Consider the following 15,407-nt stretch of genomic DNA (forward strand, 5'->3'; position numbering starts at 1 on the left):
CTCAGCGGCTCGACACGCGGTTCGACATGTCCTGGGCTCCGGCCGCGATCCGGATCGGCGGCTGGGCGGCCGCCATCTTGACCAGCACATCCTTGATCGGGTTGCGGGTCCATGCCTGCGTGACGTAGTCGCGATGGGTGATGCCCTCGTCGGTCTCGACGAAGACGACGCTGCCCGGGCGCAGCGGCCGTTCCATGTCCTCGGAGACCTCGATGCCGCGATTGCGCAGCATCGTCATCAGTTCCTGATCATGCCGCGCCGTATAGCGCGTGTAGGAGCTGATGAAAAAGCCGGAGCGGTTGCGCTCGACCCAGTTGGCGAACTTGTCGAGCTGGCCGTAGACCGCATCGAGCAGCACGACGCCGCGCACGCGATCGCCGATGCCGCCGACCTCAAGGCTCCAGGCCGTGGGGAGAAAGCCACCGCTGTAGCCGACGATCACGATGGGCATGCCGGCGAACGTCTTCGCGGTGGCCGGATTGCCGGTCAGGCGGGCGAGGCTGGCCGCGGCCTCGTCCATGAAGCGCTTGAAGCCGCCGGGCTGCCAGAACTTGCCGGCGCTCGAATCGGCGGCGTCGACGGCCATCTGCGGCGCGAGCAGTACCGCGTTGACGCCCGCCGCGGTGATCTGCTGCGGCACCAACTGGCGGTCGCGCACGTCGCGCTCCAGCGTGGCGCCGTTGCCGTGGAAGAACACGACGATCACGCCCGGCTTGCGCACATCGAATTGTTCGGGGACGTGCACCAGCACACGGCTGTCGTTGTAGGTCTGGTCCTGCCAGTAGACGCGGCCGGACAAGCTGCGGTGGCCGCGGCGCTCACCGTTGCTGACGTTCAGGAATGGCGCGTCGGATGCCGGATTGTTACCGAAATAGGGAAAGGCCGACGACTGCATGCTGACGAGGGTCGTCAGATCCTCACGCTGCCGCCGTTCCGACCGTTGCGGCTCCAGCGATGCGATCTGTGAGGGCGCCGGCTTCGGAGCGAAGTCGGAGGGCGTGTGAAGCCGGAAGCTCTCCTGCGCGGACGGGAAGCGGTCGCTGAATTCAGGTACCGGAAAACGATCGTCGAAGGTCAGCCCCTGGGCCGTCGATGCGTTGGCGGCCAACGCCTCGGGATTAGGCGCCTTGCCGCAATGCGTGAAGGAAAGGCAGATTGCCAGCGCCGATGCCGCGCGCCACCAGAGGCACGAGCCCCTGCGCACAGACGTCACCACTTTCTCGTCTTCCCCGATCATCCGTCCCCAAAGACGCGTTCGAGCCGCAACACGGCTCTTCAACCAGCGGATTTCGTTCAACCTGCGCCGCCGAAATTGAGGTCGCGTTAAGGACCGTGTCCGGTCGACCCCGGGCGTACCGGGACACACCACGCGAACGTGTCGCGATTGTGGGACGGCCGGAGGCCCGATGCAATGCCGCAGCCCAGCCCGGCCGAAATCGGTTCAAAAATACCCTTGAAGAAGGTCATATTTAACGCCCGTTAACGATGTTTGAATGCTTCGGCGGGAACCTGGGCTGAGGCAGAGGAAGGGGCGCCGGGCGTCCCTCGACGAGATGGCTGCATCCGAGGCGGACGATCCCGGCCGGGGCCGGACAGACGGCGACCGGGTTCCATCCGTGTCCTTGCCGGTCGCGACCGCGATCGTCATCGCCGACATGATCGGAGTCGGCGTCTTCACCAGCCTCGGCTTCCAGGTCCGGGACATCCCGTCCGGCTTCTCCATTCTGGCGCTGTGGGCGGTCGGGGGACTGGTGTCGATCTGCGGGGCGCTGTCCTATGCCGAACTCGGCACGATGTTTCCGCGCTCGAGCGGCGAATACAATTTCCTCACACGGGCGTTCCATCCGGCGATCGGCTTCATGGCCGGGTGGGTCTCGGCGACGGTGGGCTTCGCGGCGCCGGTGGCGCTCGCGGCCATGGCGTTCGGCGAATATGGTCGCGCCGTCATCACCAGTGCTCCGCCGATGCTGCTCGCCACGGGTGCAGTCTGGCTCGTGACAGCGGTGCAGCTCGGCGGCATCAGGCAGTCGAGCCGCTTCCAGCTGTTGTCGACCATGCTGAAGCTCGCGCTCATCACCGCCTTTCTCATCGCAGGCTACACCATTGCCGCCCCGCAGTCGGTCACTTTCCTGCCGACCGCGGCCGATATCGGCCACGTGACGAGTGCGGCGTTCGCAACCGGACTGGTGTTCGTGATGTACGCGTTTTCCGGCTGGAACGCGGCGACCTACATCATCGGCGAACTGCATGCGCCGGAGCGGACCTTGCCGCGCGCGCTGCTGCTGGGCACGGTGATCGTTCTGGTACTCTACATCGCGCTCAACGCTGTTTTCCTGCGGGCTGCACCGATGGACGCTCTCGCAGGCCAGCTCCAGGTCGCGAGCATCGCGGGCAGTCATATCTTCGGCGAGACCGGCGGGCGCTTCGTGGCCGCGATGATCTGCGTCGGACTGGTTCCTTCCATTGCCGCGATGATGTGGATCGGCCCGCGCGTGCTGATGACGATGGGCGAGGACATTCCGGCGCTGTCGGTGTTTGCGCGGCGCTCGCGTAATGGGGCGCCGGCCTATGCCGTGCTGTTCCAGCTCACGGTCGCCACCCTGATGCTGTTCACGGAAAGCTTCGAGGCGGTGCTGGACGTCGTCCAGTTCTCGCTGTTGTCCTGCTCGCTTCTCGCTGTGCTCGGACTGATCAAGCTGCGCATCGCGCAGCCCGAACTCACGCGACCCTACCGCGCCTGGGGCTATCCGGTCACGCCGTTGATTTTCCTCAGCGTGACCTTCTTCATGATGTACTATCTCATCACAACGCGGCCCTTGCAGGCAGGGCTCGGCGCAGGCGCAATGGCGTCGGGATTGGTGATCTATTGGTTCGCTCACGCGCGATCGCGCCGTATCGCCGCAACGCTCGCATCGGGTTCGGATTGAAATGCTGTTGGTCTCGAGAGTCTGGTTCGCCGTCGCATGTCTGATCCTTGCCATGAGCTTCGAGGCTCGGGCTCAGACCACCACGCCGGACGATACGGCGCGGGTGCTGGCGGGCATGCCGCCAGCAGCGGGCTCGCCGCTCCTGCCCTTCGTGCAGGATCCGGCGTGGCGGCGGCACGCGGCGTTCTTCGACAACGCCTTCAATCAGCTCGAGCAGCGACAATTGTCGAAGATCAGGGCCTGGGCGGATGCCAATCTGGCCGCGCCGCGGCCGTCGATGTTCTATTTCTTCTCGGGGCCGGATTTTCTCTATGCCGATGCCTTTCATCCGAAGGCAACGACCTATGTCCTGGCGGCACTCGAGCCGACGGGCCCGATCCCGGACCTGACCAGATTGCCCCGAGGCAGCATCGGCCCGGCGCTGTCCTATGTCGAACGCTCGTTGCAATCGGTCCTGAGCTTCTCCTTCTTCATCACCAAGGACATGAAGGTCGACTTGCGCGAAGGCGAGCTCGAAGGGACCTTGCCGATCCTCTACGTCTTCCTGGCGCGCACCGGCAAGACGATCCGCGAGGCCAGTCTGATCTGGTTGGACGAGAACGGCGGATTGCACGGCAACGACGAGGCGCCGACGCGCAATGCGACCAAGGGCGCGCGCATCCTGTTTGCCGGCGCCGACGGGGTCGCCAAGACGCTCTACTACTTCTCCAGCGATCTCTCCGATTCCGGCGTGAAGGCGAGCGGGTTGCTCAAGTTCTGCGAGCCGCTGGGGCCGGGCGACAGTCTCCTGAAGAGCGCGTCCTATCTGTTGCATGAGAACGGCTTCGGGCGGGTCCGTAGCTGGCTGCTGAAGAACAGCGCCACCATCATCCAGGACGATTCCGGCATCCCGCTCGCAAGCTACGAAGCGCGGGCTTGGCGTTTCCTGCCGTTCGGACGCTACGCCGGGCCGATCGACAAGTTTCCGGACATGTATCAGAGGAGCTATGCGAAGCTGTTCGAGCGCGCGCAGCCGCTGGAGTTCGGGATCGGCTATCGCTGGCGCACGCGTGAATCGAATGTCCTGCTCGCGGTGAGATCGCCTCCGGCCGACGCGACAGTCTCGGCCGAAGCGAGCGTCCTTCCAGAGACGGATTACCAGCCGCCGCCGCGCGCCCGGCGCGTGCCGCGGGCGCCGGAGCCGGTTCCTCTCTATCCGCCGCCGCGGCGCGACGATTTCATCTTCTGGCCGAGATGGTAGGGGCGAATCTCACCAGTGCACGCTCTGGCTGGGCACGATGTAGGACGTCGTCGGCGGGGGCAGGGCGGTGCTGTCCGTGAGATAGCGCCAGGCACCGACAATGACGATCAACAAAGCGATGATGCAGAGCAGGTCCACCTGGCGTGCGTCATGATGGCCGGCATGATCGGGACCGACACTCTTGCGCGCTCGGTGGCTTCTGGGGCTGATTGTCCAGCGCATCGTTGTTTCCTCCCGAAGGAAGCGTCACATCAATGCCAGTCCAAGCGGCGCGGTTCCTGCTGACAGCGCCGTCGCATTGCAGAAGCATAGTCCTGGCGTGGGATTTCGCCAGCGCCATCTGCGAGGTCGATCGATCGATTCGGTGCTTGTTGCGCTGCACCTCAGTTCGGCCCGTTGACGCCGCGCCATCGCGCATAGCGCCAAGGCAGGTACCAGCGGGCGCGCGCAGGAGCCGTCGTTGGGACGTTGTCGATGCCGGAGGTGCCAAAGGGCTGGCAGCGCAGCAGCCGGGCGAGCGTCATCCAGCCACCCGCCCAGAGCCCAAAGCGCTCGATGGCTTCATCAGCATAGACCGAGCACGTCGGCAGGTGCCGGCAATTGTAGCCGACCAGCGGCGACAATGTGTGGCGATAAAGCCAGATCAGCGCGTGAGCCGCGCGGCGCGGGAGTCGCCCCAGCAGCGACCCGATGTGCGCAGAATGGCAGCCGATGTCGGAGCATGAGTGCTTCATGAGCGAAATGCCAGATGGATGTGCGAGCTTCTGACCGGTTCCTCGGCAGGGAACCCTGCTCTCGTTCATTTGTGGTGATGTGATGCAACAATGGCCAGTTTTCAGCGGCGCCGCAGCACGCCGCAGCTGGACGGTCGGTGATTGCCCGGATACGTTTCCCGACAAGGATGTGACAGACTAATAACGGATTTGAGGCCAGCTTGTCAGGTCTTTCCGCAAGAAAACCGAGGAACTGCGTACCGAGCTATACGAGGGGGACGGATTGCGCGTGAGATTGCTGCGGTCGCATGAATTGCGCTGGATGCTACTCGGTGTGGCAGCGCTTGGTTTGGTGGTCGGTGGGGCGATCACCGTTATGTCCAACACGGCGCGCGCCGGCGGCGCGCTCGAAGAGCGCAAACTCCCGATGCGGTTCGGTTGGGTCGCCTGCGAGCCGAATTGCGGCTGGGTCAGCGCGGTCGGGATCGTTACCGGCGACACGCCGAAGGATTTCGAGGATTTCGCGAGGGATCGGGACCTGACGGGCGCCACCCTGGTGCTCGACTCCAGCGGCGGTTCGGTCAACGACGCCATAACCCTGGGTCGCCGGTTCCGTGGGCTGAAGATGCGCACCACGGTCGGCATGACCCAGCGTCCGAGCCGCGCGGGTGACCGGCCGCGCGTGGTGCCCGAGGCCTATTGCGAGTCGATGTGCGTGTTCCTGCTGCTGGCTGGAACCACGCGTTATGTTCCGGACACCGCCCATGTCCGCGTTCACCAGATCTGGATGGGAGACCGAGCGGACGACGCCAAGGCGGCGAGCTATACGGCGCAGGACCTGATGATCGTCGAGCGCGACATCGGGCGTCTCGCCAAATACACCTTCGACATGGGCGGAGCGGGCGATCTGCTGTCGCTGGCGCTGAACGTGCCGCCCTGGGAGGACCTGCATGAGCTGTCGCGCGCCGAGCTGCGGCTCACCAATATCGTGACCACGGATTTGGTCGCCGAGGTGCTGCCGCCAAAGGGGGCGGTGCCCGTCGCCGAGCTCGCGCCGAAGCCGCAGGCCAGGGACAAGCAGCAGGACCGCTTCCCGGCCGCGCTCGACAAGCAACTCTCCCGCACCGCCGAAGCGCTTCCGGCGGCGACGGTGGCGGCGACGCCGCCGCAATAGGCAGCGACGTCGCTGGCGAACCGGCGCCAGCGTCCGAAAGGGGCGACAGGTGCCGTCACCCTCGCGCGAGCTGGCTATGCGATTTTGACGTGCGGGGGAATGATGCCGCCTCAGCCCTGGGCCGCGGCCGGCTGCTCGCCGTTGGCTTTGGCCTCGATCTGGCCGATCGCATCCACCACGGCATCGAAGGTCAGCATCGTGGAGGCGTGGCGGGCCTTGTAGTCGCGCACCGGCTCGAGCAGGGCGATGTCGGCCCATTTGCCTTCCGGCGGCGCACCGTTCTCCTTCAGCATCCTTCTCACCGTCTCCCGCAGCTCCCGCAGCTCCGCGGCGCTGGAACCGATGACGTGACGGGCCATGATCGAGGAGGAGGCCTGGCCGAGGGCGCAGGCCTTCACGTCGTGGGCGAAGTCGGTCACCACGGGCCCGTCCATCTTGAGGTCGACCTTGACGGTCGAGCCGCACAGCTTGGAATGGGCGGTGGCGGTGGCATCCGGGTGGTCCAGCCGTCCGAGCCGCGGAATGTTGCCGGCGAGCTCGATGATGCGCTTGTTGTAGATGTCGTTCAGCATGTGCCTGACGTCCCGGAATTACCGGCGTGGCGGCCTTGGCGGCCGGGTTTCATCGCCCTATATTGCGAGCATATGGAAACGATTGGCAGGAATTCCAGCCACATCCACAGGCGTCCGGCGCGAGAGGCGCCAGCCTGCGTGTGGCACCTCTGCAGGTGACGCCCTCAAGGTGATGCTGTGCCGGTGACACTCCGGTCGGACCGCCGACCGGTCGAACGGAGTTGAGATGGACACTTTGATCAAGACGTTGCGCGCGAACAAGCCCGAGGGCAAGCCGTTAGACGCCAAGCTGACTGACCCCCGCGCTGCAGAGCTCGATCCTGCCGATTTTCTCGCCGCCGCCGTGCGGCCGGATCGGCCACGGCCGTCGCGCGCGGAAGCCGAGGCCGCGGTTTACACGCTCCTGAATTACATCGGCGAGGATCCGACCCGCGAGGGGCTGGTCGACACGCCGCGCCGGGTCGTCGAGGCCTATGATGAATTGTACCAGGGCTATCACCAGTGCCCGGCCGAGGTGCTTGACCGCACCTTCGGCGAGACCGCCGGCTATGACGACTTCGTGCTGATTCGCGACATCGAGTTCACGTCGCAATGCGAGCATCACATGATGCCCTTCTACGGCCGCGCGCATATCGCCTATACGCCGGTCGAGCGGGTGGTCGGCCTGTCCAAGCTGGCGCGCCTGACCGACATCTTCGCCCGCCGCCTGCAGACCCAGGAGCATCTCACCGCCCAGATCGCGGCTGCGATCGACGAGGTGCTGAAGCCGCGCGGCGTCGCCGTCATGATCGAGGCCGAGCACACCTGCATGTCGGTGCGGGGCGTTGCCAAGCACGGCGCCATCACCTTCACCAGCCGCTTCACCGGCATGTTCAGGGACAATCCGGCCGAGCAGTCGCGCTTCCTGTCCATGGTGCGGTCGCCGCAACGGTAAGCCTGCCAACCCGTTGAGCAGAGAGTTTCGTGTCTTCATCCTCAGTTGAGCGCGAGGAGGGCTTGGCCTTCCTGCCCAAGTTCGACGCGGCCGGCCTCGTCACCTGTGTGACGACCGATGCCGTGAGCGGCGACGTGCTGATGGTCGCCCACATGAACGAGGAGGCCCTGCGCAAGACGGTGGCGACCGGCGAAGCTTGGTATTTCAGTCGCTCGCGCAATGCGTTGTGGCGCAAGGGTGAGAGCTCGGGCCAGACCCAGCGCGTGGTCGAGATGCGCACCGATTGCGACCAGGACGCGGTCTGGCTGCGCGTCGAGCAGGCTGGCGCGGCGTGCCACACCGGCCGCCATTCCTGCTTCTATCGCAAGGTCGAGCGATCGGATGACGGCAGCGGTGCGCAGCTCGTCTTCGTCGATGCCGACCGTCTGTTCGATCCGGCCGAGGTCTATCGCAAGTAGGCCAGCGACCTGCCTCCGGGTCTATCCGGTCGTTCATTGGCCCGGCCGGGCCCAGCGAATTAACTCGCCATTAACCATGCCCGCCGCATTTTGCCGGACGTTTCCGGCGCGTTCGTCTGCCAGCAAATCTGCAAACAGCGGGTCTTCCCATGTCGGTCGACGCATCCAACTCCTCGTCCACCGGTTTCCTCGATGGCGTCCGGGCGAAGGTCGCCGGCGCGATCAAGCAGGCCGCTGACAGCGTCGGCACCAGCTTCGAATATCTGCTGTCGACCGCCAAGATGGAGTCCGACTTCAATCCGACCGCCGGCGCCTCGACGTCATCAGCGCGCGGGCTCTACCAGTTCATCGACCAGACCTGGCTCGGCACGGTGAAGGAAGCCGGCGCCGATCTCGGCTATGGCCAATATGCCGACGCAATCACCCGGACACCGTCGGGCGACTACACGGTCAGCGATCCCGCCATGCGGCAGGCGATCATGAAGCTGCGTGACGACCCGCAGGCGTCGTCCGCAATGGCGGCGGCGCTTACGCAATCGAACAGCTTTCAGCTCACCGGCAAGATCGGCCGCCGGCCGACCGACGCCGAGCTCTACATGGCGCACTTCATGGGCGTTGGCGGCGCCGCGAAGCTGATCACCAGCACCCAGGAAACTCCGAATGCATCGGCTGCGCGGATGTTTCCCAGCGCCGCCGCGGCCAACCGGCCGATCTTCTACGATCGCGACGGACAAGCCCGCAGCGTGTCCCAGGTCTATGCGGTCCTGAACACGCGCTATGCCGGCGCCGCCAATTCCTCGGCCACCAGGGGCGCGCTTGCACTCTATGGTGGGACGAATGTCGCGGCCAATGCGGCCGGCGGCGGCGCGCTGCCGACCACCGACACCGCAACCTTCCTGTCGATGTTTCCGGATGCGCGCGGTTCATCCCGGTCCGGCTCCTCGACGACGGCCGATGCGTCGGCGGTCAACCGGCCGGCAGATCCGATGTTTCGTTCGCTATTCCAGGTTGACGGCCAGTCGAGCCAGGCGGTCTCGCCGACCGTGCGCGAGTTGTGGGGCCATTCATCGGTTGCCAGCGCGACCCCGTCGGAGAGCGGCAGTATCGATGCCAGCGGCAATAGTCAGCGCAGGCTCGACCTGTTCAGCGATCCGCACGGCACCTTCTCGGGCTGATGCACCGGCGAAGGCGGTCGCGCTCGTCGCTGAACCATTGATCAAAAAGAACTATTTTGAAGTCCCGCCGCGGCTCGCGCCGCTGGCGGCGGCCGCATTTCCCCCGTCGGATTACGGCCAAATGCGGCGTTGAGTGGTACCATAGTATGTAAACAACTTGCCGCCTTAACAAAACATCAACAAAACCAGCCACTTATGGTGAACGCTTTGTTAAGCGTCGTGGTTTATTTTCGGTGCTGTTGAGGCCCTCGTGGCCTTTGTCTGCAAGTTGCGTAAGCCGGAAAGACCATGATCGTTCGGCAGTTTCTCAGTTGGGTCAGAACCGCACCCGCCGGTGAGCGGGCAGAGGCCACCAGGGCGCTCGCGCGGGCGTGGCTGTTGTCGGATCTTTGCGATGAGGATCGCGGCGCCGCGGAGGGCGCGCTCCTCATGCTGCTGGACGATCCGTCGCCGCTGGTGCGGCAGGCGATGGCGGAGGTGTTCGCCCGCTCGGAGGAGGCGCCGGCCGCCATCGTCCAGGCGCTCGCCACGGACCAGGCTTCCGTGGCCGCCATCGTCCTCGAACATTCGCCGCTCTTGATCGATGCCGACCTCGTCGACATCGTCGCGACCGGCAACTCCGACACGCAATGCGCGATCGCGCGCCGCGTCGGCCTGCCCGCGCCGGTGTGCGCCGCGATCGCCGAGGTCGGCAGCGCCGCCGCCGCGCTCGAGCTGATCGAGAATGCCTATGCCGAGCTCGCGCCGTTCTCCTGGGACCGCATCGTCGAGCGCCACGGCCACCTCGCCGCCATCCGCGAAGCGATGCTGGTGCTGGACGACCTGCCGGCCGCGACGCGCGCGGCGCTGGTCGACAAGCTGTCCGAGACGCTGGCGCAGTTCGTCGTCGCCAGGAACTGGCTCAGCGCCGACAGGGCAGGGCGCATCACCAATGAGGCGCGCGACCGCTCGACCATCACCATCGCGGCGCGCTCGCGCGGCGAGGAGCTGCGCGGGCTGGTCCAGCATCTGCGCGCAACCTCGCAACTCACCGCGGGCCTGATCCTGCGCGCGCTTCTCTCCGGCAACGTCGAATTGTTCGAGATCGCGCTATCGGAGCTCGCCGACATGCCGCGGGCGCGGGTGTCGGCGCTGCTCAACGATCGCGGTCGCGCCAGCCTGCAGGGGCTGCTGCGCAAGGCCGGCATTCCCGACACCACCTTCGACGCGTTCAGCATCGCGCTCGAGGTCTGCCGCGAGAACGGCTTTGCCGACACCCTGAGCGGAGCAGCGATCCTGCGTCGCAAGATGGTGGAGCGCGTGCTCACCCATTGCGCCACCGACCGCGACGCGGCCGCGCCGCTCTTGATCCTGCTGCGCCGCTTCGCCACCGAATCCGCGCGCGACGAGGCCCGCGAGTTCTGCGACGAGGTGATGGCGGAGGATTTCGTCGCCGGGCTGGAGTTCGGACTGATCGCGGCCTAGCGCAGCTCGCCTGTTCGTCCGCGGATTCCTCAGCAGATTAAGGCCGACCTCTCTCCGCCCGTCATTCCGGGGCGCGCGAAGCGCGAGCCCGGAATCCGTAACCACAGGGCAACGTGCCGAGGCAAGCTGTCACCGCTCGCGCGCCTCACATTCCATTCTATGGCGATGGATTCCGGGCTCATCGCTGCGCGATGCCCCGAAATGACGCCAGGATGGATGGTGGCCAACGATCCTGCGATGGAATGCATGGATAGTGAGCGGCCTGCCGGCCTATGGCTGATCGCTCGGCACGAGGCTCGGCGCCAGGATCGCTTCGAGATGCTCAGGCCGGTTGCGGTTGACCTGGATCAGATAGTCGTCCGCCACGCGGCGCAGCCGGCGGCTCAATTCGCCTGCGACCGTCGCGCTGTCATACTTCGTATGATCATGCACGATCGCCTGGATGGCGTTGACGTGATGCTCGAACAGCTCGGCGGGGACCTTTTCGAGGTCGGGCGCGTGCTCGATGATCCGGCACAGGCTATCGGCAACCTCGGCAGCGGCGGGATAGCCGAAGGTCGCGGCGTCGCCCTTGATGTCGTGGGCGGCGCGAAACATCTCCTCGCAGGCGTCGTCGTCGAAGCCGGTCTTGAGCACTGCTGCATAGGCCTCGGTCAGACGATCGGCCTCGGTGTCCATCCACGATTTGAACTCGCCGGACAGCCCGGCCAGCGCGGCTTCCGCGCGTGCGATCGGATCGTCGAGATCCTTCTCCTCGGCGCGGCGCAGCACCTTCTTCAGCGGATTGGGCTGGGTGATGACGTGATGCGAGGCGTAGGTCTTGACCTGGACCGCCGGGGCCTTGTCTTTCGCCATCTCGATATCCCCTGATGATGCCGATCAACGCAAATCGACCCACTTCCCCGATTCATAGCCGAGGACCTTGGCGCTCTGGGCGCCGATCCCCGGATTGCGTTAACGCGGGCTCACTGCCGCGCCCCTAAACTGCGGAGCGCGCCTTATCCAGAAGTGACGGCTGCTGGAAGATCTCCGCCTCGCCGCCGATCCGGCGTTCCGGCCCGATATAGGCCGTGTTGGTGTTGCGGCGCCGGTCCGGGCCGAAATAGGTCTTGGTCTTGATGAAGGGCCGCGGATTGGCGACCACGTTGAGGATGCGCTGATACAGGCCCTTGGCCGAGATCGGCTTGGCGAGGAATTCCGTGACGCCGGCGTCGCGCGCGACGGTGACGCGGCGCTTCTCCGAATGTCCCGTCAGCATGATGATCGGCGCGTAGGGATTGCCCTTGGCTTCCGGCTGCCGGATCATCTGCGCGAGCTCGAGGCCGTCAAAGATCGGCATTGCCCAGTCGGTGATGACGATATCTGGCGAGAAATGAGTGTACATCTCGAGCGCGGTCGCGCCGTCCTCGGCCTCGTTGACCTCACGGGCGCCGAACGAATGCAGCAGCGTGCGCAGGATGCGGCGCATGTGCGGGTTGTCGTCGCAGACGAGAAAGCGCAGCTTGTTGAAGTCGATGCGGTACATTTGGCCGGCCCGAAGGGATCACCGGTGATGGCGGTATACCCACATTAACCATACGGAGCCGCGGGTTAACAAAGCGTTGCGCAGCGCGGCCACGGAGCAAAAAGGCGCGGAAAACCGCCCGATGTCAGTAGCCGAACTGCTCGCTCAGGATCCGCTCTTCCAGGCTGTGGCCGGCGTCGAACAGCATCCGCATCGAGATCGTCTTGTCGGAGAGCACCTCGACCCGCTGGACGTTGCGGACCTCGTCATGGTCGGCCACCGCCGCGACCGGCCGCTTGTCGCCTTCGAGCACCTCGATGATCACATAGGCCGTGTTCGGCAGCAGGGCGCCGCGCCAGCGACGCGGCCGGAACGCGCTGATCGGCGTCAGCGCCAGCAGTGCGGCGTTGATCGGCAGGATCGGGCCCTGCACCGAGAGGTTATAGGCGGTGGAGCCTGCGGGCGTGGCGACGAGCACGCCGTCGGCGATCAGCTCCGGCATGCGCTCGCGCTCATCGATCAGGATGCGCAGCCGCGCCGTCTGTGCCGTCTGGCGGAACAGGTAGACCTCGTTGATGGCGTGGTGGATGTGAACGACGCCCGCGGCATCGGTCGCCCGCATCAGCAGCGGATGGATCACCGATTCCTGCGCCGCTTCGAGCCGTCCGTGCAGATCGATCGTGCTGAATTCGTTCATCAGGAAGCCGACCGTGCCGCGATGCATGCCGTAGATCGGCTTTCCCGACCGCATGTGGTCGTGCAGCGTCTGCAGCATCAGGCCATCGCCGCCGAGCGCGACCACGACGTCCGCCAGGTCGGGATCGGAGTTGCCGTACAGCGCGGAGAGCTGCGTCAGTGCGGCCTGGGCTTCGGCACTCGGACTCGCGACGAAGGCGATCCGCTCATATCGCTTGGACGTGGTCATGCGTCGCAGGGCTCGCTGGTCGGTTGGCCGGTGACAGGCGCCGTGTCGTCTAGCCGACCTTGCCCGTGCTTGTCCATCGCGGCCGGTATCCTGGGGCAATGGGGCCGGGATGAGGCTGATATGGCCCGGACGTGCGCGCACGCACGGAAGTCATCGTGGCGTCATTTTTCCTGCAGGCTGCGCACTGGGTCCCAGGCCAGGGATCCGGTCGCCAAGCTTGCTTTCACGCGTTCGGCGAAGAAGTGGCTTGGCGGATCGCTCAGTGCGCTTTGCGCGAAGCAGTCGACTGCTTGCGGCAGCTCGCCGGCGCGCCAGTGCGCAAGGCCTGTGGCATAGCTGGTGAGGAGGGCCTGTTCCTCCGGCGTGAGCTCGGCTGCGCGGCCATGCAGCTCGTAGATCTTCAGTGACTGCTCGCGGCCCTTGACCCGGATGGTGTCGAGCTCGCGCCAGGCAAACTCGGTGCCGGCCAGCGCCACCGTGCTCTCGGAGGCGATGATCGTGGTGCCGTAGAATTTGTTGGCGCCCTCCAGCCGCGAGGCCACGTTCACGGCGTCGCTCATGACGGAGTAGTTGAAGCGGCGTTGCGAGCCGAAATTGCCGACCAGCGCGGCGCCGCTGTTGATGCCGATGCGCTGTGCCACCTTGATGCCCTGGAACGCCGTCGACGAATGGTTGAGCTCGGCGAGCCTCACCTTGCAGTCGAGCGCTGCACGCGCCGCGCTGCGCGCATGGTCGGGATCGTCGAGCGGAGCGCCGAACACGGCGACCACGGAGTCGCCGATGTATTTGTCGACATAGCCGTCGTGGCTTTCGATGACGTCGGTCATGGCCGAGAGATATTCGTTGGTGAGCGCCATGAGCTGCTCCGGCGCCATCTGCTCGGCGAGGCGCGAGAAGCCCTCGATGTCGGAGAAGAACACGGTGACCTCGCGGGTCTCGCCGCCGAGCTGCGGCAGCCGGCGCGAGGCGAGCATGCGGTCGATCTCGTGCGGTGCGAGGTAATAGGCAAAGCTCTTCTGCAGCAGCCTGCGGTCCTTGTCGGTGACCATGAAACGATAGCCGGTGGTCGCAGCCAGCGCGAGCGCGCCGGCTGCGAGCGGCTCCGTCAAGGGCAGCCCGTAGGCATGGTCGAAGAGGGCGGTGGCAAGCGCGGTGTAGAGCAGCGCGAGCCCTGCCAGGATTGCCGCTGCAGAGGCGGGGCGCAGCAATCGGGCGAGCAGCGCAGCCAGCAGGGCGATGGTTGCGGCGATGGCGAAGATCGCTGGGCGTCCGAGTTCGGTGACCGCATCCTGCCGCACCAGATTGTTCACCGCCGTGGCGTGGATGTAGACGCCGGCAATGGTGCTGCGGGCGAACGTCTCGGCAATCCTGCGCTCGTCCAGAACGCAGCGCGGCCGCCGCCCGCCCTCGGCGCGGGTTGCGAAGCGCTTCGAGGTGAGCCGCCGATCCTCGATCCCGACGGTGCCGAGCAGGACGACCTTGCCGGCGAACTCGCGGTGAAAATAGTCCTTGTCGCCCTTGAGCGCGCAGGCGCGCAAGTCGGCAAACGAATAGGTCGGAATGTCCTGGGCGCCGCCGGCGAAATTCAGGGTCATGGTGCTCGGCACGCTGCCGGGCACCATGTACGCACCGAGTGTGACGCCATCGGCGGCAATGACCGGCGCGGTGCCGGTTGCGCGCCCCGCCAATTCCAACGCCATGCTCGGAACGGCCTTGCCGTCGACCGACAGCGTCAGCGGATGGCGGCGGACGACATCGTCGCTGTCGGTATAGGTGTTGAGCGGACGAAGGTTCTGCTGCTGGCGCACCGCGATGCGCTGTCCGGGCGCGGGCAGGATCGGCGGCTCGGCAAAGATCTCGCCCAGCACCACCTTGCCGCCGGCGGCCGCGGCCGCGAGCGCACGCAGGAAGTCGCGATCGAAGCCGCGCGTCTTCTCGCCGAGAGTGCTGTCGCCGAGCGGAATCTCCGACTGCTCGATCGAAGTCTGGAACACGATGTCGAAGCCGACCACCTTGGCGCCGCCGTCGAGGACGGCCGTCAGCACGCGCCCGATCTCGCCGGTCCAGGTCAACAGCGGCGCGCCCTTGAAGGGGGGCGCCTGGTAGCTCTCCTCGTCGACCGCGATCACCACCGCCGGACTCGCTGCTGCATCGTGACGGTTGCCGAAGGTCTCGAAGCGCAGCCATGTCAGTGCATCCAGCGACAGGCCGCGGCCGCGCTCGAAGAGGGGCGACACGAACAGGCCCGCGCACGCCAGCGCGATGGCGATGACGGCAAGCGCGTCGCGCGTCCGGCGTCCGATCGCCACCGACAAGAGCTT

Annotated in this window: 15 protein-coding genes; 7 read left to right on the plus strand and 8 right to left on the minus strand. The window is 65.9% G+C overall.

Annotation, left to right across the window (positions count from 1 at the left end; translation table 11 throughout):
• Position 1: 1 nt before the first annotated feature.
• Positions 2-1,213, minus strand: coding sequence for an alpha/beta hydrolase (locus tag QX041_RS03640; protein WP_410051847.1), 1,212 nt, complete (start codon positions 1,211-1,213; stop codon positions 2-4).
• 340 nt (positions 1,214-1,553) lie between these two features.
• On the opposite strand from QX041_RS03640, the gene QX041_RS03645 reads away from it, so the two are divergent.
• Together QX041_RS03645 and QX041_RS03650 are read left to right on the plus strand one after the other, a co-directional pair.
• Positions 1,554-2,927, plus strand: a complete 1,374-nt coding sequence (locus QX041_RS03645; RefSeq protein WP_315826213.1) for an APC family permease — start codon at positions 1,554-1,556, stop codon at positions 2,925-2,927.
• A gap of 1 nt (position 2,928) precedes the next feature.
• Positions 2,929-4,167 (plus strand): hypothetical protein, encoded by a 1,239-nt coding sequence (locus QX041_RS03650; protein WP_409998610.1) that lies wholly within the window; start codon positions 2,929-2,931, stop codon positions 4,165-4,167.
• Between the two features lie 9 nt (positions 4,168-4,176).
• Here the strand turns inward: QX041_RS03650 and QX041_RS03655 are convergent, their stop codons facing one another.
• The gene (locus tag QX041_RS03655) at positions 4,177-4,389 is read right to left on the minus strand and encodes a hypothetical protein (RefSeq protein WP_315714664.1); all 213 of its coding nucleotides are present in this window, start codon (positions 4,387-4,389) and stop codon (positions 4,177-4,179) included.
• Positions 4,390-4,550: 161 nt separating this feature from the next.
• Positions 4,551-4,901, minus strand: coding sequence for a membrane protein insertion efficiency factor YidD (gene yidD, locus QX041_RS03660; RefSeq protein WP_315749469.1), 351 nt, complete (start codon positions 4,899-4,901; stop codon positions 4,551-4,553).
• A gap of 262 nt (positions 4,902-5,163) precedes the next feature.
• On the opposite strand from yidD, the gene QX041_RS03665 reads away from it, so the two are divergent.
• Positions 5,164-6,054, plus strand: a complete 891-nt coding sequence (locus tag QX041_RS03665; protein ID WP_315714662.1) for a hypothetical protein — start codon at positions 5,164-5,166, stop codon at positions 6,052-6,054.
• Positions 6,055-6,164: 110 nt separating this feature from the next.
• Here the strand turns inward: QX041_RS03665 and QX041_RS03670 are convergent, their stop codons facing one another.
• Complete coding sequence (locus tag QX041_RS03670) at positions 6,165-6,626, minus strand: iron-sulfur cluster assembly scaffold protein (RefSeq protein ID WP_315826211.1); 462 nt, start codon at positions 6,624-6,626, stop codon at positions 6,165-6,167.
• 226 nt (positions 6,627-6,852) lie between these two features.
• On the opposite strand from QX041_RS03670, the gene folE reads away from it, so the two are divergent.
• From folE to QX041_RS03690, 4 genes are all read left to right on the plus strand, one after another.
• Positions 6,853-7,560 carry a GTP cyclohydrolase I FolE gene (gene folE / locus QX041_RS03675; protein ID WP_315714660.1) on the plus strand — a complete coding sequence of 236 codons (708 nt, stop codon included), beginning with the start codon at positions 6,853-6,855 and terminating at the stop codon, positions 7,558-7,560.
• Between the two features lie 29 nt (positions 7,561-7,589).
• Positions 7,590-8,018 carry a phosphoribosyl-AMP cyclohydrolase gene (gene hisI, locus QX041_RS03680; RefSeq protein ID WP_315714658.1) on the plus strand — a complete coding sequence of 143 codons (429 nt, stop codon included), beginning with the start codon at positions 7,590-7,592 and terminating at the stop codon, positions 8,016-8,018.
• 149 nt (positions 8,019-8,167) lie between these two features.
• On the plus strand, positions 8,168-9,193 hold the full coding sequence (locus tag QX041_RS03685) for a lytic transglycosylase domain-containing protein (protein WP_316164496.1): 1,026 nt from the start codon (positions 8,168-8,170) through the stop codon (positions 9,191-9,193).
• Between the two features lie 288 nt (positions 9,194-9,481).
• Positions 9,482-10,657, plus strand: a complete 1,176-nt coding sequence (locus QX041_RS03690; RefSeq protein WP_316164497.1) for a DUF2336 domain-containing protein — start codon at positions 9,482-9,484, stop codon at positions 10,655-10,657.
• Positions 10,658-10,927: 270 nt separating this feature from the next.
• On the opposite strand, the gene QX041_RS03695 is transcribed toward QX041_RS03690, so the two are convergent.
• The 4 genes from QX041_RS03695 to QX041_RS03710 form a co-directional block, all read right to left on the minus strand.
• Positions 10,928-11,512: an Hpt domain-containing protein gene (locus tag QX041_RS03695; protein WP_315714655.1), complete on the minus strand. Its 585-nt coding sequence runs from the start codon at positions 11,510-11,512 to the stop codon at positions 10,928-10,930.
• Positions 11,513-11,636: 124 nt separating this feature from the next.
• Complete coding sequence (locus QX041_RS03700; RefSeq protein WP_172107934.1) at positions 11,637-12,182, minus strand: response regulator; 546 nt, start codon at positions 12,180-12,182, stop codon at positions 11,637-11,639.
• 124 nt (positions 12,183-12,306) lie between these two features.
• Positions 12,307-13,086 carry an NAD kinase gene (locus QX041_RS03705; RefSeq protein ID WP_315714654.1) on the minus strand — a complete coding sequence of 260 codons (780 nt, stop codon included), beginning with the start codon at positions 13,084-13,086 and terminating at the stop codon, positions 12,307-12,309.
• A 161-nt stretch (positions 13,087-13,247) separates the two neighbouring features.
• Positions 13,248-15,401 (minus strand): adenylate/guanylate cyclase domain-containing protein, encoded by a 2,154-nt coding sequence (locus QX041_RS03710; protein ID WP_316164498.1) that lies wholly within the window; start codon positions 15,399-15,401, stop codon positions 13,248-13,250.
• Positions 15,402-15,407 lie beyond the last annotated feature (6 nt).

Source organism: Bradyrhizobium sp. SZCCHNRI2009, from assembly GCF_032485115.1.
Taxonomy (GTDB): Bacteria; Pseudomonadota; Alphaproteobacteria; order Rhizobiales; family Xanthobacteraceae; genus Bradyrhizobium.